We start from the raw sequence: 22,324 nt of genomic DNA on the forward strand, positions 1-22,324 counted from the left end.
GATTGAAAGTTACGCTCCTTCACGCAAAATCGCTTGCAATCGTTGCCGTGCAGCCTGCTCCATCGCAGAAAGCTGCCCCAGGCGGGTGTGGATCTGCATCAGCTCACGAAGCACCGCGAGCTGCTTTTGCAGCGCCATGCTTTCCTGTTCGGTCTGCTTCCTGATGAGCGCTGCTACCTGGTCGATCAAGCCCAATCCGGCACGGCGGTATTCTGTCTTGATACCGTTCGAAATGTCCGAACAGTAATTCATGACATACTCGCGGGTACTCGCCCCATCCTTTACGTGGGAGGCGAGAAATTCGGCTGTTACCTCGATCGTCGTGGCGTGGACTGCGGCATGATAAGCCTCGTCACGCAGATCGAATTGCTCCGGAAATTTGCTGAGCAGCTCCTTGAAGTGAAAATCGAGATTGGCCGCTACCTTTTCGCGGAAGTCTGCAAGCAGTACGTCCAATCTTCTCGCCCGCTCTTCCTCTGTCTTTTTCCCGGAAAAGAACAACCCCATCTTGAAGCCCGGCTTGCGGCTTTCCAAATACTGTTCCGCTGCCTCGTTCGTGCTGTAATAGGTGAGGCGGGCATTGTCCAGCAGCGCCGCCAGCTCTTTTTCCATCTGTTTGCGCGCCTTGTCCACCCGGCTCGCCAGTTCGCTTGCTGCTTCCTCGGCTGTTTGCAAGGCGTTCTTTACCCGACCGGCATCCCGGCTGTCCAAAGCGGGCAGCTGCAGCTCATCCAGCCTGTTTTCCAACTCCTGGCGCTCGGCAGCGTTCTGTCTGCGCAGCACTTGAACGTGTTCCTCGATCAAATGCTCGGCAGCGTCCGCCACCGTTTTGCTGACCAGCTTTTCGCGGTCCGCGATCAGCTGCTCCAGCAACGCCCGGAATGCTTCGTACTGGTTTTCCTCGTGATCAGGCTCCGCCAGCGACGTGTAAAAGATCCCGTCCGGTTCAATATTCCACGTGGCGAAAGCCTCTTCCACGCTCTCCTTGTAGCTGTCAAAATCGAGTTCAAAATCGATATGCTTGTCAATCATATTTATAACAAGATAAACTGGCTTTCCGCGGTCTTTCAACGTTTTGGTAAAATTGAAGTTCTCTTCCGCCTGCACGTGGTTGTAATCCATCATGTAAATGACGACATCCGCCAAGTGCAAAGCCGACTCTGTCGCTATTTTGTGAGCCGCGTCCGTAGAGTCGATTCCGGGCGTATCAAGCAAGCTGGCCTTCTCATTGAGCATAGTCCCCGGATAGGAGACCTCCACCCACTCAACCGTATCGCCGTCGACGGCAAATTGCTTGAGTTTTTCCATTTCGGTGTCAGGGTCAAAGGTCAGCACGCCGTTATTATGCGTGTATACACGCGCCGCCTTTTCGCCGCCGCGGATTTTGACAACATTGGCACTGGTCGGAATCGGGTTGGAAGGCAAGAGACTGGCTCCCAACAGTGTATTGATCATTGTAGACTTACCGGCCGAAAAGTGGCCGCAAAATGCGATATTCAACTCCGCTCCGCGTGTTTTCTCCGCGAGCTGAAGCAGCTTCCCCGGTGTCGCATCGTCCTTTGTCTCTTCAATAGACGACGCCATCCGTTCCAGTCGATCAGCAAGCTGGGCGAAATCTGCTGCCCGCTCCATGACGTGACTTTGCACCTGTACCATCCTCTCCATTCTCCTACTCTACCATGCCGAATGTATCATACCTCCCCCGGTTGATCAATTCTTTTGCGCGAAAGTTTCCATTGGAACTGTTTGAGAACAGAGGAAAACGCATCTGTCTTCAGGACAGCCCCGCATACTTTCCTGCAGATTGGAAAAAATCCCAATAAGAACTTTCACATTTTTCCTGTAAGGGAGGGGGGCGAATCCGATTGTTTCGCAGAGTATGGGAAAAATGGAAAAACAAAGCAGTAGCATCTCGCCGGAAACAGCAAAGCAGCCATTCTGATCAACAGGCTTCCAATAAAACTCCGCTTTCCGAAAGCTTGCAGGAAAATCTCGATATCATCAAACAGCGCCTGGGGAACCCGCAAGACCTGATCATCCGTCCATTTCTGATCGACAATAGCGGACGGGCTTGCGCTGTAGCCTGCATCGATGGACTGGTAGACAGCGAGCTCGTTCACGACAAGGTAGTAAAACATATACAGCTGCTGATGTCTCCCGCCGGCAAAGCTATCCCGGCACCCGACGAAGATATCATGGCTTTTATGCTCAATGAAGTGCTGTCCATTATTGAGGTGAAAACCGGAACCACCATGGAGGAAGTCCTGGACGCCATGCTGGTGGGAGATACCGCCTTTTTCGTGGACGGTTCCCATACAACCATTTTGATTGACAGCAGGGGCTGGGAGACGCGTGGCATCGAAGAACCTGTTTCGGAAGGTCTCGTACGCGGACCTCGAGACGGCTTCAACGAGAACATCCGGGACAATATAGTCCGCATCCGCCGCCGTGTGCGGGATCCCAAGCTTCGTTTTGACGCCACTACTGTCGGAAGGCGGAGCAAAACAGACCTGATCGTCGCATACATCGAAGACATCGCACATCCGAATATCGTAAACGAAATCAAACGGCGCATCTCCACCATTGACATCGATCAGGTGGAGGAGTCAGGTTATATCGAGCAATGGATCGAGGATAATTTCTTGTCGCCGTTTCCGCAAGTACAAAACACGGAGCGTCCGGATAAAGTCGCATCGGCCCTGTTTCAGGGGCGTGTTGCCATCATCCTGGACGGTACCCCCATGGTGCTTTTGGCTCCGGTTACACTGGGCATCATGCTTCATTCTCCCGAGGATTTTTACGAACGGTGGATGGTAGGCTCGCTTGCGCGGGTGCTTCGGTACCTGGCCTCTTATCTGGCCGTCTTTTCTCCAGCCCTCTATATCGCGCTGGTCACCTTTCATCCGGGACTGATTCCCTCGGATCTCGCCTTTTCCATCGCCGCCACCCGGGACGGCGTTCCGTTTCCGGCTGCCGTCGAATCCCTGATCATGGTAACCACCATGGAGCTGCTGCAGGAGGCGGGCTTGCGTCTGCCAAAGCCGATCGGACAAACGGTAGGCATCGTCGGCGGGCTTGTCATCGGCGAGGCAGCCGTTTCCGCCGGGATCGTCAGCCCTGTCATGGTCATTGTCGTGGCGATTACTGCGATCGCTTCCTTCGCCATTCCTTCCTATAATCTGGCCATCGCTTTTCGGATGATCCGTTTTGGCGCCATGCTTGCCGCTGCCATGTTTGGCCTCTACGGCGTGGTTCTGGCTTTTATCCTCATCGTCATCCATCTCACCAATCTGACCAGCATTGGTGTGCCCTACCTGGCACCACTTGCTCCGCAGCTTGTTTCCGACTGGAAAGATTACATCCTGCGCGCTCCTATCACGTTCTTCAAAAAACGGCCGGACATGCTGCAAACGAAAGACAAAACCCGCATGAAAGCAGGGAGATCGCAATGAACACCTTACCCTACGCGGATCAGAAGATTGGACAAAAAGAGATGGTGTTTATTGTCGCCAATGTCGTCATCGGGGTGGGCATTCTCACTTTCCCCCGGACTCTGGCTGCCAAGACGGGTTCGATCGACGGATGGATCTCGATCCTCATCTCCGGTCTGGTGGCTTCGGTGATCGGCTGGCTGCTGGGCAAATTGGCCAGTCGCTTTCCCGCAAACTCTTTTTTTGAATATGCGTCCCTGATCGTAAGCCGGCCCGTCGCACAGGTCATTACTTTTCTTGTCGGCATCTACTTCCTGCTGTTTGTTTCTTTTGAAGCCAGGGCTCTCGGCAATATCGCCAAGCAGTATTTGTTTACGACTACTCCTGTTGAAGTGATTACGCTCGCTTTCTTGCTGATCGTTCAATATGCTGTGGCTGGCACACGGATCGCCCTGCTGCGGCTGAACATGCTGTTTTTTCCGATTGTGCTGCTGATCAGTGCCGTTGTGCAGCTCTATTCGATCCAAATGCTCGAGCTGGATAACGTCAGACCGCTGTTCACTACCGGATTAGGTGCCCTTTTGCAAGGCTCAAAAGAAGTCAATCTGTCGTTTTCCGGCTACGAGGTCGTCCTTTTTTATACGCTGCTGATGACCCGGGCCGAGGACGCTCCCAAGGCCGTCGTGAAAGGACTGTTGATCCCTATTTTCCTGTACCTGACGATCTACATTTTTGTCATCGGCGTATTCTCCGCTGAGGTGGTGAAAAACTTGACCTACCCGACGATTGAACTGGCCAAAGACGTCGAAGTGCCCGGAGGGTTTATCGAACGTGTGGAGTCGCTCTTTTTCACCATCTGGATCATGACGATTTTCAATTCCTGCACGGTCTTTTTCGATCTGGCGATTTTCAACCTGGGATCGATTTTCCCGAACGTCAGAAAGTTCACCTGGCTTTTGATCATCTCCCCTCTGGTCTACATGATTTCGCTTTGGCCGCAAAATCTGGTTCAGTTTTTCTCGCTGGGGGACCAGCTCGTCTATTTTGGAATATTCATCACTTACCTGGTCCCGATTCTTCTCTTGCTGATCGCCAAATGGAGGGGGGTGCGGGGAGATGAGTAAAAGCTCGGCTCGCCTTTTAGTGGCGGTATTATCCGTCTCCCTCCTCTCCGGCTGCTGGGACCAGGTACAAATCGAGGAACGCGGCTTTGTAGTCGGCGTTGGAATTGATTTGCCGTCCTCCAAAGAGATGGAAAGACAGGCAGAAAAGGAGGCTCCGGACAAACCGAAAGGGAAACGGCGGTATCTCGTTACGCATCAATTCGTCGTTCCGGGAGGACTTGTCTCAAACTCGCAAGGAGGAGGCGGCAGCCAGAGCAGCACGGGCGACCCGTTCCAGAACCTGACGTCTGAGGGAGATTCTCTGTTCGAAATCTCGCGTGAGCTGGCTGTCCGGACAAGCCGTTCACCGTTTTATCAACATTTAAAGGTTGTCATCGTCTCCGAGGAAGTGGCGAAATCGCCCAATACGTTTGGCGATGTTCTCGATTACTTCTTGCGCGATCCTGATTTGAGGAGGACCAGCAAGGTCATGATCTCCAAAGGGAAGGCCAAGCCTGTCCTGGAGGTAAAACCGAAAACGGAAAAGCTCCCTTCCCTCTACATCAACTCTGTTGCGGAAAATACAGACCGCACAGCACGCATGATCCCCGAGGTTCGCTTGGGGGAAGTACATGAAGATATGATCAACGAGTTCAGCTTTGTCCTCCCGCGTATTGTCGCCGCCAACAATGAAGTGAAAGTAGCAGGCGCTGCCGTATTTCAAGGCCAGGGAAACAAGATGATCGGCTTTCTCGGAGAGGAGGAGACGGAAGGATTGAACTTTCTCTTGGGAAACGTCCAGGGAGGGCTGCTGAAAACCAAAGTGAAAGACAATCTCGTGATCTTCAATATTCAGGGAACGAAAAGAACGATCAAGGCCGACGTCCGGGATAAAAAACGCATGCGTTTTCAGTTTTTCATCGAATGCGAGGGCGTAATCGCCGAGTCCTTCGAGCGCTTGGACTTTATGGAGAGTCGCATCATGGATAACCTTCAAAAGACAATCGCGGCAGAGATTGAAAGGCTTTCACATGATGCCATCCGCAAAGTGCAGAAGAAAATGAAAACCGACGTGTTGGAACTGGGCACATATGTAAAACAAACCCATCCTGATCTGTGGAAGCAACTCAAAGAGGACTGGGACCACGGCCGAAATCTGTTTGCCTCCAGCGAGATTGAAGTGAAGGCCGTTGTCTACATCCGCAATGGAGGGTCGGTGAACAGGACGGAAATCCGTTAGGAGGATCGGTTTATGCTCAGAAAGATATTCGGTACTCTGCCGCCTTATTTGACATTTTTCGGGGCGGTTTTGTCCATCTTGATCCCGTGGCTGTTCTACAAGGCTTCTCAAAAGCTTCACCAATATGGCGATCCGCCGTGGAAAAATGGAAGCACCGGTCAGAAGGGGGAATGACCTCCCCCTTTTTTCCTGCTGAGCAAGGGAAGCCTGCAAAGAACAGCGCAAGTTGATTTTGATTCATGTATAATGGCATACAGAAACATCGCTTGGGGGAGGTATTTTCGATGCGGCTTGCAGGTAAAAAGGTTTTATGCCTGGTTGATGAAGAATTTGAGGACTTGGAGTTGTGGTACCCGATTTACAGAGTGCAGGAGGAAGGAGCAGTCGTTCATCTGGCAGGTCCCGTCAGCTGCAAAAGCTATACGGGCAAATACGGCGTGCCTGCAAAAGCGGATTTTGCTTTTGCTGACATCAACATCGACGAATACGACGGTCTGCTGGTACCTGGCGGCTGGGCGCCCGACAAGCTGAGGCGCTATCCGGAAGTGCTCGCTTTTGTACGCCGCATGAACGAACGGGAAAAGCCGATCGGACAGATCTGCCACGCAGGATGGGTTTTGATCTCCGCAAAAATCCTGGATGGCCGCAGGGTTACCTCGACGCCAGGCATTCGCGACGATATGGAAAACGCTGGCGCGATTTGGCTGGATGAACCAGTCGTGGTCGACGGACATCTTGTTTCCAGCAGACGTCCGCCCGATTTGCCGGCTTACGCAAAAGCATTTTGCGATCGCTTGGCAGGTGTATAAGCCATTCCTTTGAAGCGGCAAAAGCCACCCCTGTATTTCAGGAAGGTGGCTTTTGTTTTTGCTATTGCTTTCGGCTGCTGTCTTTTATCGTATGCGGATGGGCCAAATGCCCGGCAAGACGACCTCGCTGCATACGAGGCGTTTTTCCAGCAAGCGGCGCGGTCTTATCCTCCATCCTTTGAGCGCAGGAGTCTCATGCCGTTGGCAATCACGATCAGCGAGCTTCCCGTGTCGGCGAGCACAGCCATCCAGAGCGTCGAGTAGCCAAACAGAATCATCAGCAGAAAGACAACTTTGACGAGCAGAGAAAATGCGATATTCTGCTTGATGATGCGAAGCGTCCGCCTGCTGAGGCCAATCGCGTATGGCAGCTTGGACAAGTCATCAGCCATCAGTGTAATATCGGCGGTTTCCATCGCCGTATCCGAGCCGGCTCCGCCCATCGCGATCCCCACTGTTGCCGCAGCCAGAGCCGGAGCATCATTGACTCCATCCCCCACCATGGCTACGCCCTTCGAGGTGGACTGCCACGCTTGAATCGCAGAAAGCTTGTCGGCCGGGAGCAGTTCTGCCTTGTACGCGGTCAGCCCCAACCGCTCCGCTACGGCATGGGCCGTTCCTCTGTTGTCCCCGGTCAGCATCGCTACCTGTTTTATGCCCAGCTGCCGGAGTTTGGCGACGACCGAAGCGCTCTCCTCCCGCACCTGGTCAGCCAATCCGATCAGGGCGATGACTTGCTGTCCGCAACCAAGCAGCATCAGTGTCTGACCTTTTTGCTGCAGCGCCTCGATTCTCGACTGTACAGAGTCGAGCGCAAAATGAAGCTCATTTTGGAACCAGCGTGGGTTGCCCAGATAGTAGTCGTTGCCGTCCACAGTCGCTTGCACACCGCGCCCCGTCACTGATGTAAAACCGTTGATCGGCATGGGCCTCACTCCGATTTGCTGTGCCCGCCGCAGGATCGCAGCTGCCAAAGGATGTTCGGACATCGCTTCCAGAGAAGCAGCGATGGCCATTACCTCAGCCTCATCTCTTCCTTCCAGCGGGATGACGGTTGTCACTTCTGGCCTCCCAACTGTGAGTGTTCCCGTTTTATCAAATGCGATGGTGCTGATCGCGCCCAGCCGTTCGAGATGGACCCCGCCTTTGATCAAAATGCCGTGTTTGGCTGCGTTGCCAATCGCAGACACGATGGAAACAGGCGTGGAAATGACGAGCGCACACGGGCAAGCCACTACCAGCATCATCAGTGCCCGGTAAAACCAGAGCTCAAACGGCTCCTGCAGAAACAAAGGGGGAACGACGGCGATCAAAGCGGCGACCACGATCACTGCCGGCGTATAATACTGGGAAAACACATCCACAAACCGCTGCGATGGAGCTTTTTGCGCCTGCGCTTCTTCCACCAGATGGACGATTTTGGACAAGGTATTCTCCTCAAATCGCCTTGTTACCTTGATCTTCAGCGCGCCCTGCTCGTTGATCGTGCCCGCAAAGACGTCGTCACCTGCGTTCTTTTCGACCGGCACGGATTCTCCTGTGATCGGGGCCTGATTGACCGTGGAAACACCCTCGATGACCGTACCGTCCATCGCGATCTTCTCGCCGGGCCTGACGAGGACGATCTCCCCTACATGGATCGACTCGACAGGAAGTCTTACTTCCCGCCCCTCCCTTATGACGGCCGCTTCCTCCGGCGCCAGCTTCATCAGGCTGCGGAGAGACTGACGCGTCCGATCCATCGTATACGCCTCCAGTGTCTCCCCAAGTGAAAACAGGAAGACAACAGCCGCCCCCTCTGCCCATTCACCAATAGCCGCAGCGCCGAGAACGGCAATCGTCATCAAAAAATCGATGCCAAGCGTCCTGGACTTCAAGCCGTATATCCCGCTCTTGGCAATGCGAAAGCCGCCGATGACAATCGTTGCCGCATACAGCAAGGTGATGACGGTCTCCGGAATCCCGGCCCATAGATCAAGCGTCCACGCCACGAGAAAAATGGAACCGGAGATCAGCGTCGACCACGCCTTCTTGTTTTGCTGCCAGAAGCTCTTGTTTTCCAGCTGCTTCTTGTCCTTCTCCAGTACCGCGTCATAACCGGCCTGTTTGACTGTCCGAACAATCGCCTCCTCAGCGTTCTCTTCGTGCAGCACAGTCATTTTGGCAGCGCCGAAGTTGACCACCACTTGAGAGACAGACGCGAGCGCCCCTACCTTTTTTTCCAGGCCGCGGGCACAGTCTGCGCAATCCATGCCGCTGATGCGAAAGACAGTTCGCTGCCCGTCCCCCTGGATATCGGCCGATGCTACCGCGGCATCCGGACCTTTTTCCCCATCGTGCATATGATGATGATGCCCATCGTGATGACTGTGCGAATGACTATGTGAACTGCAGCATGAGGCAGACTGTGAGCCTGGAGCGGCTTCACTTCCGTGTGAGACTGCCTTGACAAGCGTCTCTGACTGGACCAGGGGCTCACAACAACCAGGTTTTCTGGACATCTCCAACACCCCAACATATGATTAATTGTTCATATTTGAAATCTCACCCTTATCATATTTTTCCATCGTCCGAAAAGTCAACACCCTTTTTTCTCCCATGGCAAGATTTCGCAAAATAGCCTCGTCAGCTTTTTTGAGTGCATGTCCTTTCCTTTTGTAGAGTAGAGAACTGAAACTTTCGGGCGACCGTATGGTCGCCTTGCTCATTTCAGCTCCCCCTCATCAAACCGTACGTGAGGTTTTCCCTCATACGGCTTTCCGATGTTCTTCTTTCTTTGGCATTCGGCTTACTTTATCCGGCTAATTTCAATAAACTACCCTGCGTGTTTTGTATGACCTTCAGCTTTCCGGCATGTTTATTCCGCTTGCTTCTTTTCTTGTTGCAGAAGATTGTAAGGCGTTCAATCACATACCAGTCTATCCGTCTTGCCCATCGTTTGGCGATGGGCGAGATGAAGTAGTAGTTCTTGAACCCCCTTAGCTTGCGATTTAGCCCTTTCACTAGCTCTTCTAGAGACAGAAACAGTTTGTTCCTTGGTGCAGTGTATTCCTTAATTTTACGTCTCATTTCCTTCATTGCTTTCTTAGCTGGTACATGAGACATAGCAAATACCTTGCTCCCCCCTTTGTTGAACACGGGGAATTTGCGATGGTGCAGCCCAAGAAAGTCAAACCCAGTGGAATTGTCCCAAATATTAACGAGTCTAGATTTCTCTTTACTGAGACTAAGCTCCAGCTTGTTTAGAATAGCCATCAGCACTTGAATGCTTTCCAATGCTTCTTGTTTGGTTCTGCACATGATAACGAAGTCATCCGCATAGCGGATAAGTGTGCCAAGATGGGAGAATTGATTTTCCCAAATGGTGTCCATGTAGTTTAGATAGATGTTTGAAAGAAGAGGCGAGATTACCCCTCCTTGCGGAGTTCCCAGTTCTGTTTCATGGAATTGATCATTTTCCATGACCCCAGCCTGCAGCCATTGTCGGATAAGTTTCAGAACACGTCTGTCGCTGATTCTCATTTCGACCAGTTTCATCAACTTCTCATGGTTGATGTTGTCGAAATACCCTTTAATGTCAACATCTACGACCCAATAACACCTCTTGCTTGCTTTGCGTATCTGTGCAATTGCCTGGTGAGCATTTCTTCCTGGCCGAAAGCCATAAGAACAGTCCCGAAAATCAGCTTCAAAGATCGGTTCAATGACTAGCTTAGTAGCCATTTGGACCACCCGATCCTTGATCGTCGGGATGCCGAGTGGACGTTTCTTGCCATCCGGTTTAGGGATGTAAGTTCGACGAACCGGATGTGGACGATACCGCTTTTCTTTTAAATCTAGATAGATCTCGTTAAGAAAACGGCTCTCCCCATACTCCTCCACAATCTGTGCGATGGATTGTCCGTCGATTCCTCCGCTCCCTTTATTTGCTTTTACTCTCCTCCAAGCTGTCGCTAGAATATCCGGGCGGTAGATTTTGTCATACAAGGCATGAAATCGCCGTTTTGAGTTTGCCTTGGCACAAAGATATAGGGTTGTCCAAAGTTGTCGAGCTTTTACATCGGTGTAGTTAGCAAGTTTACTTGCATTCACTCACTCTTACCTCCTTCGACCCGTGAACAAAGCAGGGCTCCTTCCCTCCATAAGGTTGTGTTGTCCTTATGTTCATCGGTACTATGAACCCCTCCGACTCCCTCTCTGCCATCCACCACTTCCCTTACGGTTATAGGTTTCCGTTTTACGCTCCTGACGGGGCGTGCAGAGTAGGGTCTCCCCAGTTCCGTTAACTACTTTCTCAACATACCGCTCCCCATACCCCGAGGGATTCATAGGTGCTGTATTCCAAGTTCTCCACACCGTCCTTGGCCTTCGCCCATATGAAACAAGCTCGGCTTCCCTTTGTCCACCTCTCGGTGGTCTTTCTTAACGAGGCTGCAGGATTCACTTTATGTTACGGCCTGCTGATTTGCTCGCACTCTTTCGAGTTACTTTGTCACAGGGCTTCAACCTTAGGATTTCTCCACCAGTTGCCTGTCAGCTACGAGGTGACTTGGCTCCTGCCTCGGTTGGACTTTCACCAACTAGCAATTAACGGCTTGCTGGGCACGCCCCAATAAAAAAACCCGGCAGATACCGAGTTTTCCTAAAACATCTGCTATTTTTGCTTATTCGTGCTTCAGATGCTGCAGGGTCTGAACAAAAATTTGTTCCATATGGTCATCATCCAGCGAGTAGAAGACCGTCTTGCCCACCTTGCGCCGCTTTAAAATCCGCAAATTCCGCAGATACCGCAATTGATGGGATACAGCCGACTGCCCCATCCCCAATGCCGTCGAAATATCGTGGACACACAATTCCTGCTGCAGCAGCGCGTAAATGATTTTGACCCGCGTCGGATCTCCCAGTGCGCGGAAGAGATCGGCCAAATCAACAGCCGTTTGATCATCTATCATTTTATCCTCAAGTCTTGCGGCGTCCAAAGCCTCCGACCCTTGACACGTATCATCGCATGCTTCCTGCATTTCGCTCTGACCCATCCAACACACCACCCTCATCAATAAACCCTCTTTTGTCAGTATAGCAAAATTCGCGCAAGGTGTCGTCCGCGACTGTATCATTCATGAGCATTCGCGGCCCTGCTCGCAGCCCCATTTTACGCATGACGGAGAAGACCCGGCCCAAAAGTTGCACTCGGTAAACTTTTTGTTGCTGAGCGAAAAATATTGGTCTATACTAAATTTTAAAGAGAAACATATAGACAATTGCTCATAGTGTAAGGAAGAGGAAGCAATTTGCCTTTTATTTAGAAGGAGGCAGGTGTCCATGTCATCACCAATCCGTTTGCTCGACGCGAAAACCGGCACCAAGCTCCGATTGACAAAGCTGGAAGTCACAGGGGTGCTTCGCAGAAGATTGCTCGATCTGGGGTTTGTCCCCGGAAACGTGGTGGAAGTTCTGCAAAAAAGCCCGCTCGGAGACCCGACTGCCTTTCGCGTAAACAATACAACGATTGCCCTCAGAAAAGAGGAAAGCGGTCTGATCTTCGCAGAATTGCTGGAGGTGTAATCACATGATGGAAAAAACAATCGCTCTGGCAGGAAATCCAAACACGGGGAAAAGCACGCTGTTCAATGCCCTGACCGGATTGTCCCAGCATACGGGAAACTGGGCCGGAAAGACCGTCACGATGGCTGCCGGCCATTTTGAATACCAAGGCCAGGCATATCGGATCATTGATCTTCCCGGCACGTATTCACTGTATTCCAACTCCACTGACGAAGAAGTGGCGAGAAACTATATTATTCTGGAACAGCCCGATGTTACTGTTGTCGTCCTGGATGCGACTTCGCTGGAACGTAACCTCAATCTTGCGCTGCAAGTAATGGAAATGACCAATCGGGTCGTCCTCTGCATCAATTTGATCGACGAAGCCATGCGTTTGGGCGTGCGCATCGATGTCGCAAAGCTCCAGGAACGGCTTGGCGTACCAGTCGCAACGATTTCGGCCCGCAAAAAAATCGGCATCGACGGACTGCTGGAAAAAGTCGGGCAAGTCGCTTCAGGACAATTGATCCCTGAGCCTGCGCCAATCGTGTACAGCCGGGAGATCGAGGAAAAAATCAAAATGCTGGAGCCTCACGTTGTCCGCCTTTTAGGGAACCGGTTTCCTCCGCGCTGGGTGGCGCTTCGCCTCCTAGACGGCGACACGGATCTCATCTCCACACTGAAGTCGCCTGCGGGCGCTCCAGCGGCGGAAGCCGGGGAGGTGATGCAGCTTGGGAACGCCTCTTGCCACTGAAAAACCGGATTCGCTAGATGCTCTCTATGCAATGGCGCAAAGGCTGGCAAACGGAGAGTCGATCCGTGACGAGATCGTCGGCGACATCTACAGAGCGACTCATTCCATATGCCACGAAGCCGTAAAGTACGAGGACAAAAAAAGGCTGGAGCAGACGTATCGTCTCGACCGCATCGTGACTTCTCCCATCTGGGGTTTTCCCATCATGCTGGCCATTCTTGGCGTGGTCTTCTGGCTGACGATCGCTGGTGCCAACGTTCCCTCTTCGATGCTAGCCTCTTTCTTTGGCGTAATCGAAGACTATTTGACTGCCGGATTCCAGGCTGTTCATGCGCCGGATTGGCTGTACGGCGTTCTGGTTCTGGGGCTGTATCGCGGGACCTCCTGGGTCGTCTCCGTCATGCTTCCGCCGATGGCGATTTTCTTTCCGATCTTCGCCCTGTTGGAAAATTTCGGATACTTGCCGCGAGTCGCCTTTAACATGGACCGCTTGTTCAAAAGCTCGGGGGGCCATGGGAAGCAGGCATTGACCATGTCCATGGGATTCGGCTGCAATGCGGCTGCGATTCTGTCGACGCGGATCATCGAGTCGCCCCGCGAGAGAATGATCGCGATTCTGACCAACAACTTCGTTCCCTGCAACGGCAGATGGCCTACCTTGATCCTATTGGCCTCCCTCTTTATGGCTGCAGGCGTCGCCAGTCAGTACACCACGCTCGTAACAGCTCTGGTCCTGATGGGAATGGTACTGATCGGCATCGTCGTGACGCTTGCCGTCTCCTGGATTTTGTCCAAGACTGCGCTGCGCGGTGTACCGACGCACTATACATTGGAGCTGCCGCCGTTTCGCAAGCCGCAAATTCTGAAAACCGTCCTCCTCGCCTCCAAGGACAAATCGCTGAGTGTTCTCAACCGCGCGATTATTGTTGCGGCACCGGCAGGGGTGATCACCTGGATTTTGGGCAACATCACGGTAGGAGATGCCAGCATCCTTGCACATATGGCTTCGTTCTTTGATCCATTTGCTCACGCGCTCGGACTGGACGGCTATATCATCATGGCCTTTCTGCTCGGCCTGCCTGCCAATGAAATCGTTTTGCCGATCCTCCTGATGGGCTATCTCTCCTCCGGCGCGATGGTCGATCTGGAAAGCACGGCGAACATCAAGAATATTTTCCTGGCACACGGCTGGACATGGCTTACGGCGCTGAACATGATGTTGTTTTCGCTTTTGCACTACCCTTGCGGAACCACGCTGTTTACTATTTACAAAGAAACAAAAAGCGTCAAATGGACGGTGCTCTCGGCAGCCATTCCGCTTTGCATCGCCATTGCGGTCACGTATGCAACGACACAGATTGCCTATGCATTTGGCTGGGTATAACTCCTTTTCGACAAGAAAAAATGGAAGCAAACGATTTTGGGCGGCCCTTATTGGCCGCCTTCCTTCTTTTTTCACCTCCAAATAACCTTTCGTCACATACACTGTATGAAACTTATGTTTTCAGGAGGACCATTGTGGGACGATGGAAATGGAAGTTCAAAAAGGTTCTTCGCAACAGATACGGAAGAGAAATATGGATCGTGAAAAACCGAGAGGGAACGCAGGGGTATTTTAAATTCCCGGTGACCAGACAGCGGAAAAACTATCGTATTCTGCTCGCAAACGAGTATATCGCAGCGGAGCTTGCCAAGCTTGTCGGACTCCCCGCAGCCAAGGTAAAGGAGATCAGAGTAAAAGGGCGAAGAGGATGGAAAAAACGGGGGATTGTTTCCTTGAAAGCCACGGCAAAGGAAGTGATCCCGTGGAAGAAAGCTTCGCCAGAGGTTCACCGGAACCCGGAGCAGCATGTCCATCAATCAGACCTGTTGGCTCAGCTTGCGGTTTTCGATGCCTGGATCATGAATCCGGATCGGACCAACCGAAACCTGATTCTATACCGCAATCAAGCCGATGATCGCTACCGTTGGTACCTGATCGATCACGGCATTGCTCTGTTTGGATCGCCGGAGAGGTGGAAGACCAAAAAAGCGCGCCGACCGCAGAGAAGCGGGGCCCTCTTTCCCCGTACCAACAGAAGAAAAAAGCAGTTGCGCATTCCAGCCGGGTTAAAACGCTTCACATCGGACAAACGTTCACTGGTTTCGCAAATGGTTGAAAAAATACAAGCCTTGTCTCCCCAGGATATCAAGAGAGCCATAAACAAGGTACCGCAAAAATACTTGAAAAAATCGGAGAAAGCCTATATCAAGAGGTTATTGTGCGCAAGACAAAAAACGCTGCCCGCCATCATGAACGATGTCCTGGCCCACATCCGGCCTGCTACCTGAAGCTGCTCAAGTCGAAAGCGCTCCTGAAAAGGCAGCGGATCATCTCCCTGCCGACCAGCCGTGTACAGAAAATATTCGATAAAAAAAAGATGAGAAACAGGAGTTGATCACTGTTTCCCACCTTGCAAACAATATGTATTGGTGCCGGTAGAGGGACTTGAACCCCCACGGTTTCCCTCACGATTTTGAGTCGCGCGCGTCTGCCAATTCCGCCATACCGGCACGTATGAAATTCGATGGTCGGGAAGACAGGATTCGAACCTGCGACCCCTTGGTCCCAAGCCAAGTACTCTACCAAGCTGAGCTACTTCCCGACATTGACTGTGGTGCAGGTTCCCGAAAAGATATCGTTTTCGGAAAACCAGCTTTTTGAGGCAAATGGCGTGCCCTGAGAGATTCGAACTCCCGACCTTTTGATTCGTAGTCAAACGCTCTATCCAGCTGAGCTAAGGGCACATTTTGTCTGATTTTGTCGCACCTAGGCGACAATTCAATAATATACATGTTTTTATGTAAAAAAGCAAGTAAAATCTTTACCACCTCCTCATTTCCTTCCCCTTGCATCCCGGGAAGACTGCTTTTTTCACCCCGATACAGGCAGGTTTCGCTTGCGAGTACAGGAAGACCGCTGCCGCTCATTTACGCGCAATTGATACAGGCAGAGCAGCAGCCCGTCGATACCTTTCGAAAAGATCGGTTGAACGGATAGTCCAATGGATGGCGTCCGTAAACAATCCATTGTCCCTTTGCGTTTCGGCGCAATTGATACACGCGGAAAAACCGGTCGTCCTTGTCAAAGCCAAACCAGACGGCGATCGTCACCCTGCCTTCTGCATGAGAGAGCAATTTCTTTTTGAGAATGGGCGGCGCTCCAATTCCGTCCCCTACGGGTATGGCCAGACGTCCCCCAATCCTTCTCAATTGCAGATTCCGGATCACTCGCTCCGCCAGACAAGCAGACATGCTTTTTTGCAAGTACCGCTTGATTTTTACCTTGGAATTGAAGCGCTCCGGGAGCAAAACTCCTCTTTCCCCGATTCGCTTCCTGGCCGAAAAGACGATCGTCCAAAACGAATCCTCGGCCCTTGCAATCGCCCGTATCCATGCTTTGTTCATCCGCAAACACCTCCTGTTTTAAAGGTATGCATCTGTCCTTCTGCACGGTTGTGCTGCTGTCATGCCACATAATTTTCCTCCGGGCGGACAATCTAAATGAGACAGATGATGACGAACAGGAGGAATGGTGCTCGTGCCAGCACAAATCAACACCGACCAATTGAAAAAGGCGGAGGTATCCGCCACTCTTGCCAAAACGCTAATTACGCAGGCGATTGAACAGTCCGCCGCCAACCCGCAATTGGCGGAGCAAGCACTCAAGCAAGCTTCCGAAGAGATTGCCCAGGCGCAAACGATGGTCTCCCAGGTGCAATCGACGATCCAGACACAGTCTCAACAGCAAGGACAGCAAGCCTGAAAAATAGGGCAGATCCGTGGCGGTCTGCCCTTTGCCTTTCCCAGAGACCCAAGAGCTTTTTGCAAGGAAACAACCGATAATCAGCGCGTTTCCGACCTGGCATAAGTCAGGAGTGTCTTTTTGCTTTCTGCACGTTCACCCAGTTACAATAGCAGAAGCAAACCTATTGGAAAGGCTGGATTCGCATGTTGCAACTGCAAGGTATCAATCATTTGCTTTTTTCTGTTTCCGACCTGGAGCGTTCCATCCGCTTTTATCAGGACGCACTTGGAGCCAAGCTGCTTGTCCGTGGCCGAAAGCTGGCCTACTTTGACTTAAACGGCCTGTGGCTCGCCCTAAATGAAGAGACAGACATCCCCCGCAATGAAATTCACCAGTCGTACACACATATCGCCTTTTCTGTGGAGGAGAACCAGTTTGAAGAGTGGAAAGATCATCTCATAGCGTCGGGTGCTGCCATTTTGCCCGGGCGCGAGCGGGATGAGCGGGACAAGCTGTCGATTTACTTTACAGACCCGGATGGCCACAAGTTTGAGCTGCATACCGGCACCAGGGAGGATCGGCTGGCTTACTACCGGGAAACCAAGCCTCACATGACTTTTTTTGACTAATACCAGACGCTACGGACTAATTAGTGGCAAAATCTTCCCATTCATGAGAAATTTCCTTTTTCCCGCTTGTCATCCATGGTAGACTAGTTCAAAAGAACTATTTTATTAGCTTTTTTCCCCACAAATAAAACGGTGAGAGACAACAGTGTAAAAACCGGCCTATCTCCTTGTCAGGAATAGGTCATTTTTACGACAGCGGAGGTATTTTTCATGTTATGGAAACATTCGAATTCAATCGCATCCAATAGCAGAGCCTTCCCGATCAAGGATAGCGACGTGGAGCCCCCCGAGCGAATTGAGAGCAAGGTCAAATTTTTGCATCTGACCAATCACGATCTGGAGATGATCCGTCGCTTGCAGCCACTCTTGCAGGAGGTAACGCCTGTCATTACCGATCAGCATTACCGCATGCTGGGCGAATTTCCCGAGCTTCTGTCGATCATCGACCAAAACACGACGATTGAGCGGCTGTCCGGTTCTTTTCGCCGCTACTTGCAATCGCTCGCCACGGGAGAACTGACTGAGGACTATATTGCCGGCCGGGAAAAAATCGGTGTCATTCATAGCAAAATCGGATTGGCCCCTGAGTGGTACATGGGCTCGTATTTGCGTGTCTACGAACATCTGGTGCCAGCCATCGTCAGCGCTTACGCCAAACGTCCCGCGGAGCTGTCTGACGCCCTTCTCGCACTGCTCAAGGTCATAACGCTCGACTCTCAAATCGTGCTGGAATCCTATCAGGCGGACAACGACTTCAAGGTAATTGACCGGCTGGGCAATGTGCTGGAGCTCGTCATGCAGATCGATAAAATCAAACACGTACTGGACAGGCTCGGCCGCACCACCGACGAGGCTGGCAATGTGAGCACCGCTGCGGAGCAGCTCTCCCTGTCCGTTCAAAAGGTGGCCCAATCGTCAGCCGAGGTAGCGGAAAATGCCCTGTCCGCCATGGAACAAGCGGACAGGGGCAAGGAAATTATCGCCTCCTCCCTCATCGGCTTTTTGGCCATGGCAGAAGAATTTTACGAAACCAAAGCGAAAATCGCCCAGTTGCAAAAGTCGATTGACAAAGTATCCCAGGTCGTGGAGATGATCCGTTCCATCGCCGATCAGACGAATCTGCTCGCCCTCAACGCATCGATCGAGGCAGCGCGGGCGGGGGAACAAGGACGGGGCTTCGCGGTCGTGGCCGGGGAGGTCCGGAAATTGGCGGAACAGACAAAATCCTCCGTCCAAACGATCACCGCCACCATTCAAAATGTTCAGTCGGATGCCAATCTGGTAGGCCAAACGGCTGAGCGGATGACCGGACAGATCGATGAAAGAGTCGCCCATACAAGGGAGGCCATTCAGCTATTCAACCTGATTGTGGAGAGCATCAAAGAGGTCAGCCGCTCTACGGAACATATCGCGGCCATCGCAGAAGAACAGTCCGCCGCCACCTCCGACATAACCAGGCGCGTCTCCAGCGTTCAGGAAAACATGGAATTGATCGCAGCCAATGTGTCCACCGCTGGCCAGAACGTGTACGACATCGGCGTCGCTGTCAACGAATTGCATAAACTCAGCATCAGCCAAACCTCTTCCCTGCGGGACAAGCACTACCTGCGAATCGTCAAGACCGATCACCTGCTGTGGAAGTGGTGGCTCTACAACTTCATGCTCGGATATCACCAGATCGAAGAAAATGAGCTGGTCAACCATCACCAATGCCGTTTGGGGAAATGGTACGACGCGGCCAAAGAAAACGGCTCGCTCGGCTCTCTGGAAACGTTCCGAAAGCTCGAGGAGCCGCATCGCCAATTTCACGAGCTGGTACGCTCTATCTTCTTCCATGTAAAGGAAGGCAGACACCAGGAGGCACAAGCAGCTTTCTCCCGTCTGGAAGAGGTGTCCGAAGCGGTGATCCGGTGCCTGGATGAGTTGGCTGACAGCTTATAGGCATGTCCTGGCAGCGATGAAGCCCATTTACTTCACTTCAGTTGCCTGGGGTTTACGCTTGTTTTGCCCGAGTGAAAATGATTTTGAGAGAAGCGGGTACAACAGCGACACTGCAGCCATCAGCAAGATGACCGCCGATATCGGTTGCGTGAGAAAAGAAGTGAAGTCTCCGTCGGTGATCAGGAGCTGCCGACGGAAGGTTTCCTCCATCATCTTTCCCAGAACTAACCCCAAAATCAGCGCAGCCGGGGAGAATTCGTACTTTTTCATGTAATACCCGATCAGTCCAAACGCGAGCATCAGCCACACCTCAAACATGTTGTTGGAAACCGCGTACGAACCGATGACGGACAAGCCGATGATGATCGAGGCGAGTATGGAATACGGAAGCTTGAGAACCAGACCGAAGCTTCTGACGCCTACGCGCCCACCGATAAACGTGATGGCGCTGGCGATCAGCATCGCAAAGAAAATGCAGTACAGCATCAGCGGCTGCTCCGTCATCAGCTGCGGTCCGGGCTGCAGGCCCTGAAGAGTCAGCGCCGCAAGGATAACGGCGGTGGTCGGACTCCCGGGAATCCCGAGCACCAGCGTAGGGATCATCGCTCCGCCGGCCGCGGCGTTGTTGGCTGCTTCCGGCGCGATCACGCCCTCTTCTGCTCCATTGCCAAACTTCTCTTTGTTCTTGCTGGACCGCATCGCTTCTCCATAGCTCACAATCGAAGCGATCGAACCGCCGGTCCCCGGCAGGATTCCGATCAAGGTCCCGATCACGGAGGCTTTTAACACGCACCACTTATGGACGAACAAATCTTTGAGCTTGTACCCTTCCAGCTTGATTTTTTCGGTGGTCGTAAAGTTCTGTGTCTTTGCTCTCTCCGCCACCTGATTCAGCACTTCGCCCAGCGCAAAAGCGCCGATCATGATCGGAATGAACTCGATCCCGTTCAAAAGCTCAATCTGGCCAAACGTAAAACGCTCCGTGCCGACGATTGGGTCAATCCCGATCATCGCAATTGCAATCCCGAGCAAACCGGAAATCAGCGCTTTTGTCATGTTTTTCGAACCGATGGCGGAAATGACCGTTATGCCTAAAAATGCGAGAGCAAAATACTCGGCGCTCTGGATTTTGAGTGCCACCTGCGACAGCGGCGGAGAGAGAAACAGCATGACAAATACGGAAAAGATACCGCCAAAAGCAGAAGCGCTGATAGACAAACCCAATGCCCGCCCCGCTTTGCCCTGTTTGGCCATGGGATAACCGTCAAACGTTGTGGCGACCGCTTCGGGAGTGCCCGGCGTATTGAACAGGATCGCGGTAATCGAGCCGCCGTACGCTGCCCCTGCATATATGGACACGAGCAGGATGATAGAGGGAATGATTCCCATGTAATAGGTGAACGGAAGCATGAGCACGATGGCCATGGAGGAGCTGATGCCGGGCAGCGACCCGAACAGCACTCCCAGAAGCATGCCCAGCAGGATGAGTGCCAAATTGCCAAGGGACAAGGTCGTCGCCAGACCCTCGGCAAATAAATTGATGTCCATGATATTCTCCCCGTTCTCAGTAGATGTAGTAACTCAGCGTTTTGAGCGCTTCCACTCCTCTTGGCAGCGGAACACTGAGCAGATTGCCGAACAAAAGCGTAAAGCTGATCGAAATGACCGCCGATAGGCCGACTACCTTTCCCACCTTTTTTTCTCCGAGCAGCAAGAGAAGAACAAGCAGCAGAAGAAAGCAGGCAATCAGAAAGCCAATGATATCCACGGCGAGCACGAAGGCGGCGATGCTGACCAGCAGCCCGACAAACTCCTTGGAAAGCTCAGGCGGCCGATGCTGCTCCCCGGTACTCTTTTTTCTCTTTCGGATTGTCTGGAAAAACGAGAAAAGAGCTAGCAGAATCGCCAGGATCAAAATGCCTTGCGGAAAACCTGCCGGGCCGATCGGATCGCTGGCCCGCGCCGTATCGATGAAAAGCGACTCTTTGAAAAAGTAGCCGATTGCTCCAATCAGCAGAACATGAAACACGATTTCTCCCATTATGGTCACCTCCGAAGAAGAGCGGCGGAAAACCGCTTATCCTACTTTTTCAGCCCGGTTTTTTGGGCAATTTTGTCAAAAATTTGATACTGCTCTTCCCACTCTTTTTTGAAATCATCCGGGCCGAGGAACCCCTCGCGAATATCTGCCAAATTTTGTTTGGCGAACTCCTTGTACTCGTCCGTCTCATAAACCGCTTTCATTTTGTCGATCAAATACTGCTTCACCTCGGCTGGCGTATCTTTTTTTACGGCAAATCCGCGCCAGGAGCCTATCGTCAAATCAATCCCCTTTTCCACCGTTGTCGGGGTGTCCTTCAACTCTTCGATTTGCGTCACCCGTTCATCATGCAGCACGACGATCGGCCTTACCTTCTCGTTTTGGATGTATGACACCGCTGAGATCAGCTTGTCGAAGTACACGTCGACTTCTCCGCCCAGAACCGCCGCTTTGACCTCTGAACCGGACTTGTAAGGGATGAACTTGATCTTGATTCCGGTGGCATCAGCCAGAGCGCTCAATGTCAAGTCGCCCAGCCCCCCCGGGCTGATGCCGGCGAAGGATATTTCCTTGTCTTTGCCCTGCCTTACCAGGTCGTCGAAGTCCTTGATCCCGCTATTTGCCGGTACGGACAGCAGGTAAATATCGCTCTGGATCCGGGCAAGAGGTTCGAAATCTTCCATCAATTTGATGTTTTTCCCTTTTCCCAGCACATCGGCAATGACGTGCGAAGGCGTGATTTCCAATAGGGTGTATCCGTCATTCTTCTGTTTGTATGTGTAAAGAAGTCCGACGAGACCGCCGCCGCCATCCTTGTTGAGCGGCTGAACCGGCTGAGCCGTTTGCTTGTTCAGCAAGTCGGCGAATTTTCTGGCAAATGTGTCGCTTGCGCTGCCTTCGCCAAAAGGAACGACCATCTCGATGGGCTGTTTCGGGTAGCCTTCCGTCAAACCGCCAGCCGTAGACGACGGTTGGCTGGAACAGCCGATAAGACTAAAGGCAAGAGCAAGTGTAAGCGATAAACAGATCGCTGTTCGTTTCATGT

Annotated in this window: 21 protein-coding genes and 3 tRNA genes; 12 read left to right on the forward strand and 12 right to left on the reverse strand. The window is 52.2% G+C overall.

Annotated elements, in window-relative coordinates; genetic code table 11:
• Positions 1–9 precede the first annotated feature (9 nt).
• Complete coding sequence (locus NSQ24_RS19605) at positions 10–1,656, reverse strand: dynamin family protein (RefSeq protein ID WP_339166426.1); 1,647 nt, start codon at positions 1,654–1,656, stop codon at positions 10–12.
• Positions 1,657–1,865: 209 nt separating this feature from the next.
• Between NSQ24_RS19605 and NSQ24_RS19610 the strand changes: the two genes are divergently transcribed.
• From NSQ24_RS19610 to NSQ24_RS19630, 5 genes are all read left to right on the forward strand, one after another.
• Positions 1,866–3,452: a spore germination protein gene (locus NSQ24_RS19610; protein WP_339166428.1), complete on the forward strand. Its 1,587-nt coding sequence runs from the start codon at positions 1,866–1,868 to the stop codon at positions 3,450–3,452.
• The gene (locus tag NSQ24_RS19615; RefSeq protein ID WP_003388995.1) at positions 3,449–4,555 is read left to right on the forward strand and encodes an endospore germination permease; all 1,107 of its coding nucleotides are present in this window, start codon (positions 3,449–3,451) and stop codon (positions 4,553–4,555) included. Before NSQ24_RS19610 ends, NSQ24_RS19615 begins: the two co-directional genes overlap by 4 nt.
• Complete coding sequence (locus NSQ24_RS19620; protein WP_339166430.1) at positions 4,548–5,774, forward strand: Ger(x)C family spore germination protein; 1,227 nt, start codon at positions 4,548–4,550, stop codon at positions 5,772–5,774. The genes NSQ24_RS19615 and NSQ24_RS19620 overlap by 8 nt, the downstream gene beginning before the upstream one ends.
• Before the next feature lie 12 nt (positions 5,775–5,786).
• A complete protein-coding gene (locus tag NSQ24_RS19625) occupies positions 5,787–5,948 on the forward strand; it encodes a hypothetical protein (RefSeq protein WP_003388993.1) in 162 nt (53 codons plus the stop codon).
• Positions 5,949–6,058: 110 nt separating this feature from the next.
• Complete coding sequence (locus NSQ24_RS19630) at positions 6,059–6,583, forward strand: type 1 glutamine amidotransferase domain-containing protein (RefSeq protein WP_122957897.1); 525 nt, start codon at positions 6,059–6,061, stop codon at positions 6,581–6,583.
• 164 nt (positions 6,584–6,747) lie between these two features.
• On the opposite strand, the gene NSQ24_RS19635 is transcribed toward NSQ24_RS19630, so the two are convergent.
• The 4 genes from NSQ24_RS19635 to NSQ24_RS19650 all read right to left on the reverse strand — a co-directional run bounded on the left by NSQ24_RS19635 (position 6,748) and on the right by NSQ24_RS19650 (position 11,619).
• Positions 6,748–8,925 carry a heavy metal translocating P-type ATPase gene (locus NSQ24_RS19635; protein WP_024984833.1) on the reverse strand — a complete coding sequence of 726 codons (2,178 nt, stop codon included), beginning with the start codon at positions 8,923–8,925 and terminating at the stop codon, positions 6,748–6,750.
• A gap of 180 nt (positions 8,926–9,105) precedes the next feature.
• Positions 9,106–9,291 carry a hypothetical protein gene (locus tag NSQ24_RS19640; RefSeq protein ID WP_035979956.1) on the reverse strand — a complete coding sequence of 62 codons (186 nt, stop codon included), beginning with the start codon at positions 9,289–9,291 and terminating at the stop codon, positions 9,106–9,108.
• 85 nt (positions 9,292–9,376) lie between these two features.
• Positions 9,377–10,675: a group II intron reverse transcriptase/maturase gene (ltrA, locus tag NSQ24_RS19645; protein WP_024985477.1), complete on the reverse strand. Its 1,299-nt coding sequence runs from the start codon at positions 10,673–10,675 to the stop codon at positions 9,377–9,379.
• A gap of 572 nt (positions 10,676–11,247) precedes the next feature.
• On the reverse strand, positions 11,248–11,619 hold the full coding sequence (locus NSQ24_RS19650; protein ID WP_003388988.1) for a metalloregulator ArsR/SmtB family transcription factor: 372 nt from the start codon (positions 11,617–11,619) through the stop codon (positions 11,248–11,250).
• A gap of 286 nt (positions 11,620–11,905) precedes the next feature.
• On the opposite strand from NSQ24_RS19650, the gene NSQ24_RS19655 reads away from it, so the two are divergent.
• From NSQ24_RS19655 to NSQ24_RS19670, 4 genes are all read left to right on the forward strand, one after another.
• Positions 11,906–12,148, forward strand: a complete 243-nt coding sequence (locus NSQ24_RS19655; RefSeq protein WP_003388987.1) for a FeoA family protein — start codon at positions 11,906–11,908, stop codon at positions 12,146–12,148.
• Positions 12,149–12,152: 4 nt separating this feature from the next.
• Positions 12,153–12,881, forward strand: coding sequence for a FeoB small GTPase domain-containing protein (locus tag NSQ24_RS19660; protein WP_003388986.1), 729 nt, complete (start codon positions 12,153–12,155; stop codon positions 12,879–12,881).
• Positions 12,859–14,265: a nucleoside recognition domain-containing protein gene (locus NSQ24_RS19665; RefSeq protein ID WP_039071064.1), complete on the forward strand. Its 1,407-nt coding sequence runs from the start codon at positions 12,859–12,861 to the stop codon at positions 14,263–14,265. Before NSQ24_RS19660 ends, NSQ24_RS19665 begins: the two co-directional genes overlap by 23 nt.
• A 134-nt stretch (positions 14,266–14,399) precedes the next feature.
• Positions 14,400–15,212 carry a HipA family kinase gene (locus tag NSQ24_RS19670; RefSeq protein ID WP_024982838.1) on the forward strand — a complete coding sequence of 271 codons (813 nt, stop codon included), beginning with the start codon at positions 14,400–14,402 and terminating at the stop codon, positions 15,210–15,212.
• 139 nt (positions 15,213–15,351) lie between these two features.
• Here NSQ24_RS19670 and NSQ24_RS19675 read toward each other — a convergent pair.
• The 4 genes from NSQ24_RS19675 to NSQ24_RS19690 all read right to left on the reverse strand — a co-directional run bounded on the left by NSQ24_RS19675 (position 15,352) and on the right by NSQ24_RS19690 (position 16,328).
• Positions 15,352–15,434, reverse strand: a tRNA-Leu gene (locus NSQ24_RS19675).
• A 15-nt stretch (positions 15,435–15,449) separates the two neighbouring features.
• Positions 15,450–15,526 (reverse strand) — tRNA-Pro (locus NSQ24_RS19680).
• A gap of 65 nt (positions 15,527–15,591) precedes the next feature.
• Positions 15,592–15,668 (reverse strand) — tRNA-Arg (locus NSQ24_RS19685).
• A 183-nt stretch (positions 15,669–15,851) separates the two neighbouring features.
• Positions 15,852–16,328, reverse strand: coding sequence for a hypothetical protein (locus tag NSQ24_RS19690; protein ID WP_327926060.1), 477 nt, complete (start codon positions 16,326–16,328; stop codon positions 15,852–15,854).
• A 133-nt stretch (positions 16,329–16,461) separates the two neighbouring features.
• On the opposite strand from NSQ24_RS19690, the gene NSQ24_RS19695 reads away from it, so the two are divergent.
• From NSQ24_RS19695 to NSQ24_RS19705, 3 genes are all read left to right on the forward strand, one after another.
• Positions 16,462–16,686: a hypothetical protein gene (locus tag NSQ24_RS19695; RefSeq protein WP_003388981.1), complete on the forward strand. Its 225-nt coding sequence runs from the start codon at positions 16,462–16,464 to the stop codon at positions 16,684–16,686.
• 185 nt (positions 16,687–16,871) lie between these two features.
• On the forward strand, positions 16,872–17,297 hold the full coding sequence (gene fosB / locus NSQ24_RS19700) for a metallothiol transferase FosB (RefSeq protein ID WP_031931860.1): 426 nt from the start codon (positions 16,872–16,874) through the stop codon (positions 17,295–17,297).
• 210 nt (positions 17,298–17,507) lie between these two features.
• The gene (locus NSQ24_RS19705; RefSeq protein ID WP_339166432.1) at positions 17,508–19,238 is read left to right on the forward strand and encodes a protoglobin domain-containing protein; all 1,731 of its coding nucleotides are present in this window, start codon (positions 17,508–17,510) and stop codon (positions 19,236–19,238) included.
• 27 nt (positions 19,239–19,265) lie between these two features.
• Here the strand turns inward: NSQ24_RS19705 and NSQ24_RS19710 are convergent, their stop codons facing one another.
• Genes NSQ24_RS19710 through NSQ24_RS19720 form a run of 3 tightly spaced genes read right to left on the reverse strand, consistent with a single transcriptional unit; the run spans position 19,266 to position 22,322 of the window.
• Positions 19,266–20,786 (reverse strand): tripartite tricarboxylate transporter permease, encoded by a 1,521-nt coding sequence (locus NSQ24_RS19710; RefSeq protein WP_122957895.1) that lies wholly within the window; start codon positions 20,784–20,786, stop codon positions 19,266–19,268.
• Positions 20,787–20,802: 16 nt separating this feature from the next.
• Positions 20,803–21,279 carry a tripartite tricarboxylate transporter TctB family protein gene (locus NSQ24_RS19715; protein WP_327986160.1) on the reverse strand — a complete coding sequence of 159 codons (477 nt, stop codon included), beginning with the start codon at positions 21,277–21,279 and terminating at the stop codon, positions 20,803–20,805.
• Positions 21,280–21,320: 41 nt separating this feature from the next.
• Positions 21,321–22,322 (reverse strand): tripartite tricarboxylate transporter substrate binding protein, encoded by a 1,002-nt coding sequence (locus NSQ24_RS19720; RefSeq protein ID WP_339166434.1) that lies wholly within the window; start codon positions 22,320–22,322, stop codon positions 21,321–21,323.
• Positions 22,323–22,324: the final 2 nt, after the last annotated feature.

This window comes from Brevibacillus sp. FSL L8-0520 (genome assembly GCF_037963895.1).
Lineage (GTDB): Bacteria > Bacillota > Bacilli > Brevibacillales > Brevibacillaceae > Brevibacillus > Brevibacillus borstelensis.

What these genes read in the sequence shown, in the direction of transcription:
- NSQ24_RS19690 (WP_327926060.1), bottom strand. Translation starts at nt 16,328, where the DNA reads ATGAACAAAGCATGGATACGGGCGATTGCAAGGGCCGAGGATTCGTTT.
- NSQ24_RS19635 (WP_024984833.1), bottom strand. Translation starts at nt 8,925, where the DNA reads ATGCACGATGGGGAAAAAGGTCCGGATGCCGCGGTAGCATCGGCCGAT.
- NSQ24_RS19605 (WP_339166426.1), bottom strand. Translation starts at nt 1,656, where the DNA reads ATGGTACAGGTGCAAAGTCACGTCATGGAGCGGGCAGCAGATTTCGCC.
- NSQ24_RS19720 (WP_339166434.1), bottom strand. Translation starts at nt 22,322, where the DNA reads ATGAAACGAACAGCGATCTGTTTATCGCTTACACTTGCTCTTGCCTTT.
- NSQ24_RS19660 (WP_003388986.1), top strand. Translation starts at nt 12,153, where the DNA reads ATGATGGAAAAAACAATCGCTCTGGCAGGAAATCCAAACACGGGGAAA.
- NSQ24_RS19620 (WP_339166430.1), top strand. Translation starts at nt 4,548, where the DNA reads ATGAGTAAAAGCTCGGCTCGCCTTTTAGTGGCGGTATTATCCGTCTCC.
- NSQ24_RS19710 (WP_122957895.1), bottom strand. Translation starts at nt 20,786, where the DNA reads ATGGACATCAATTTATTTGCCGAGGGTCTGGCGACGACCTTGTCCCTT.
- NSQ24_RS19630 (WP_122957897.1), top strand. Translation starts at nt 6,059, where the DNA reads ATGCGGCTTGCAGGTAAAAAGGTTTTATGCCTGGTTGATGAAGAATTT.
- NSQ24_RS19625 (WP_003388993.1), top strand. Translation starts at nt 5,787, where the DNA reads ATGCTCAGAAAGATATTCGGTACTCTGCCGCCTTATTTGACATTTTTC.
- NSQ24_RS19615 (WP_003388995.1), top strand. Translation starts at nt 3,449, where the DNA reads ATGAACACCTTACCCTACGCGGATCAGAAGATTGGACAAAAAGAGATG.
- NSQ24_RS19715 (WP_327986160.1), bottom strand. Translation starts at nt 21,279, where the DNA reads ATGGGAGAAATCGTGTTTCATGTTCTGCTGATTGGAGCAATCGGCTAC.
- NSQ24_RS19705 (WP_339166432.1), top strand. Translation starts at nt 17,508, where the DNA reads ATGTTATGGAAACATTCGAATTCAATCGCATCCAATAGCAGAGCCTTC.
- NSQ24_RS19640 (WP_035979956.1), bottom strand. Translation starts at nt 9,291, where the DNA reads ATGAGCAAGGCGACCATACGGTCGCCCGAAAGTTTCAGTTCTCTACTC.
- NSQ24_RS19650 (WP_003388988.1), bottom strand. Translation starts at nt 11,619, where the DNA reads ATGGGTCAGAGCGAAATGCAGGAAGCATGCGATGATACGTGTCAAGGG.
- fosB (WP_031931860.1), top strand. Translation starts at nt 16,872, where the DNA reads ATGTTGCAACTGCAAGGTATCAATCATTTGCTTTTTTCTGTTTCCGAC.
- NSQ24_RS19655 (WP_003388987.1), top strand. Translation starts at nt 11,906, where the DNA reads ATGTCATCACCAATCCGTTTGCTCGACGCGAAAACCGGCACCAAGCTC.